The organism is Microbacterium sp. K41, from assembly GCF_004794395.1.
Classification (GTDB): Bacteria; Actinomycetota; Actinomycetes; order Actinomycetales; family Microbacteriaceae; genus Microbacterium; species Microbacterium sufflavum.
Map to the genome: position 1 here is coordinate 1 of NZ_SSDO01000074.1, position 3,162 is coordinate 3,162.

Consider the following 3,162-nt stretch of genomic DNA (forward strand, 5'->3'; position numbering starts at 1 on the left):
GCGGCCGCGGGGTCGCCGGTCAACGACGCGCGCGCTCGATGCCACGCGGCTGCGTCCTCATCGCCGAGGGCCGCGTGCAGTCCCGCCAGCCGGGTGTGCACCTCCGCCGTCCGCGCCGAGGTCGACAGCGCCTGAATCCACACCGAGAGGCGCGGGTCGGACAGTCGCACCCGGCCCGCATGGATCACGAGCAGTGCGCCGACCGGGGAGGCCGCCAGCTCCCGCACCGACCGGCCGTCGAACGCGACCAGGGTGCCGAGGTCGTCGCCGCTGCGCAGTGTCTGCGCGAGCAGCAGCGTGCGGTCACGCTCCGAGAGCTCGAGCTCCGCGAAGGCACGCTCGACCGCGGGCGTCAGGGGCAGGGGTGAGGGCAGCGCGCGCCGTCCCAGCCGCTGGTCCGGCGTCAGCCGCTCCGCGACCTCGACGACGCTCGGCGGATCGGCGGCGAGACGCGCGGCCAGTCGCGCCACCACGTGCGGCGCGCAGACCAGTTCGCGCGCGAGAAGATCGCGGAGCAGCAGCTCCACGATCGCGGGCGCGACGACACCGCCGTCGCTCGATACCGTCGCTGGAATGCCGATCCCCCAGGTCCATCGGATGTCATCCCCGCGGACCCGAGGGTATCAAACGGATCAGTCCTCGTCGTCCCCCGAACGGTACGGGTCGGCGTCGCCGGCCGGGGAGGCAGAGGAGGCGAGCTTCGCGACCTCGGCGTCCCGCTCCTGCGCCTCACGCAGCAGCGCCGTGATGTGATCGGCGTTCTCCGGGAGCGCGTCCGGGATGAACTCGAGCGTCGGCACGAGACGCGTGCTCAGCTGTCGGCCGACCTCGCTGCGCAGCATGCCCGTCGCCGAGGTCAGGGCGGCACCGCTCGCGATGCGCTCCTCCTCCGAGCCGAGGACCGTGTAGAACACCGAGGCGTGCTGCAGGTCTCCGCTCACGCGGACATCGGTGATGGTCACGAACCCGAGCCGCGGGTCGCGCAGACCCTTCTCGAGACGCTCGGCGAGGATCACACGGATGCGGTCCGCGAGTCGTGCCTGTCGTTCGCCTGCCATAGCTCTTTCCCTTCAGAGGCCTTCGGGCGGGGACGCCTCAGCATCCCCGCCCGAAGGTATCGAACCCGATCAGCCGCGAGGCTTCTCGACCATCTCGGTGGTCTCGATCTCGTCGCCGATCTGGATGTCGTTGTACTTGCCGAGGCCGATACCGGCTTCGTAGTCGGTGCGCACCTCGGTGACGTCGTCCTTGAACCGGCGCAGCGACTCGATGGCCAGGCCATCGGCGATGACGACGCCGTCGCGGATGACGCGGGCCTTCGCGTTGCGCGTGATCGTTCCCGACCGCACGATGACACCGGCGATGTTGCCGAACTTCGAGGAGCGGAACACCTCGCGGATCTCGGCGACACCCGACTGGACCTCTTCGTACTCCGGCTTGAGCATGCCCTTGAGCGAGCTCTCGATCTCGTCGATCGCGTTGTAGATGACGGAGTAGAAGCGGATGTCCACGCCCTCACGGGAGGCGCGCTCGCGCGCCTTCGTGTCGGGGCGGACGTTGAAGCCCACGATGATCGCGTTGTCGATCGTCGCCAGGTTCACGTCGGACTCGGTGATCGCACCGACACCGCGGTGGATGATGCGCAGCTGCACCGAGTCGTCGACCTCGATCTTGAGGAGCGACTCCTCCAGCGCCTCGACGGCACCGGAGACGTCACCCTTGATGATGAGGTTGAGCGACTCGACCTTGCCCTCTTCCAGAGCACGGGTGAAGTCCTCGAGCGAGATGCGCTTGCGGGCCTTGGCCAGCTGGGCGTTGCGCTCGACCGCTTCACGCTTCTCGGCGATCTGACGGGCCATGCGGTCTTCCTCGGTGACGATGAAGACGTCGCCGGCGCGGGGCACGGAGTTGAGTCCCTGCACCTGGACCGGGCGAGACGGCGCGGCCGCCTCGACGGTCTCGCCGTTCTCGTCGATCATCGCGCGCACGCGGCCGTAGGCGGTACCCGCCACGATCGCGTCACCCACCCGCAGGGTTCCGGACTGGATCAGCACCGTCGCGACCGAACCGCGGCCCTTGTCGAGCTTCGCCTCGATGGCGACACCGCGAGCGGCCTTGTTCGGGTTGGCGGTGAGGTCGAGACCGGCGTCCGCGGTGAGCAGCACGGCGTCCAGGAGGTCCTGGATGCCGGTGTTCGCGCGAGCCGACACGTCGACGAACATCACGTCGCCGCCGTACTCCTCGGCCACCAGACCGTATTCGGTCAGCTGCTGACGCACCTTGGCCGGGTTGGCCTCGGGCTTGTCGACCTTGTTGACCGCGACCACGATCGGCACGTTCGCCGCCTGGGCGTGGTTCAGGGCCTCCACCGTCTGCGGCATGATGCCGTCGTCGGCCGCGACCACGAGGATCGCGAGATCGGTCACCTGGGCACCACGGGCACGCATGGCGGTGAACGCCTCGTGACCCGGGGTGTCGATGAAGGTGATGGCCCGCTCGATGCCCTCGTGCTCGGTCCAGACCTGGTACGCACCGATGTGCTGGGTGATGCCGCCGGCCTCGCCCTCGATGACGTTCGTCTGACGGATCGCGTCGAGAAGGCGCGTCTTACCGTGGTCGACGTGACCCATGACGGTGACGACCGGGGGACGGATCTCGAGGTCGTCCTCGCTCTCCTCCGCCAGCTCCTTCTCGAGGTCGAGACCGAAGCCCTCGAGGAGCTCCTTGTCCTCGTCCTCGGGCGAGACCATCTGGACCTTGTAGCCCAGCTCCTCACCCAGGACCTCGAACGTGGCCTCGTCCAGCGACTCGGTGGCCGTGGCCATCTCGCCGAGGTTGAAGAGGATCGTCACGAGCGTGCCCGGCTGCACGGTGTATCCGGTCAGTGCCTCGATCTTGTCGGCGAAGTCCGCGATGGACGCACCGCGGCGCATGCGGATCGTCTCGCCGTTGCCGCGCGTGACGTTGACGCCGCCGACGACCGGGGCGCTCCGCATTTCGAACTCTTGCCGCTTCGCCCGCCGCGACTTGCGCTGCTTGCTCTTGCCGCCGCCCTTACCGAAGGCACCGGCCGTGCCGCCACCGGGGCCGCGACCGCGACCGCCGCCGCCACCGGGACGACCGGCGAAACCGCCGCCACCGCCGGGACGTGCACCAGGACCA

At 69.3% G+C, this 3,162-nt stretch carries 3 protein-coding genes; all 3 read right to left on the reverse strand.

What is annotated here, in order from left to right; all coding sequences use genetic code 11:
* Window positions 1–527, reverse strand: a 527-nt coding sequence (locus DW309_RS01345) for a hypothetical protein (RefSeq protein ID WP_205812581.1), incomplete at its 3' end; no start/stop codon positions are given.
* 105 nt (window positions 528–632) lie between these two features.
* The gene (gene rbfA / locus DW309_RS01350) at window positions 633–1,058 is read right to left on the reverse strand and encodes a 30S ribosome-binding factor RbfA (protein ID WP_136044326.1); all 426 of its coding nucleotides are present in this window, start codon (window positions 1,056–1,058) and stop codon (window positions 633–635) included.
* Window positions 1,059–1,127: 69 nt separating this feature from the next.
* A partial coding sequence (infB, locus tag DW309_RS01355) for a translation initiation factor IF-2 (protein ID WP_136044327.1) occupies window positions 1,128–3,162 on the reverse strand: 2,035 nt, incomplete at its 5' end.

Excerpts from the sequence above, each read along its gene's own strand:
- rbfA (WP_136044326.1), bottom strand. The coding sequence starts at position 1,058 with ATGGCAGGCGAACGACAGGCACGACTCGCGGACCGCATCCGTGTGATC.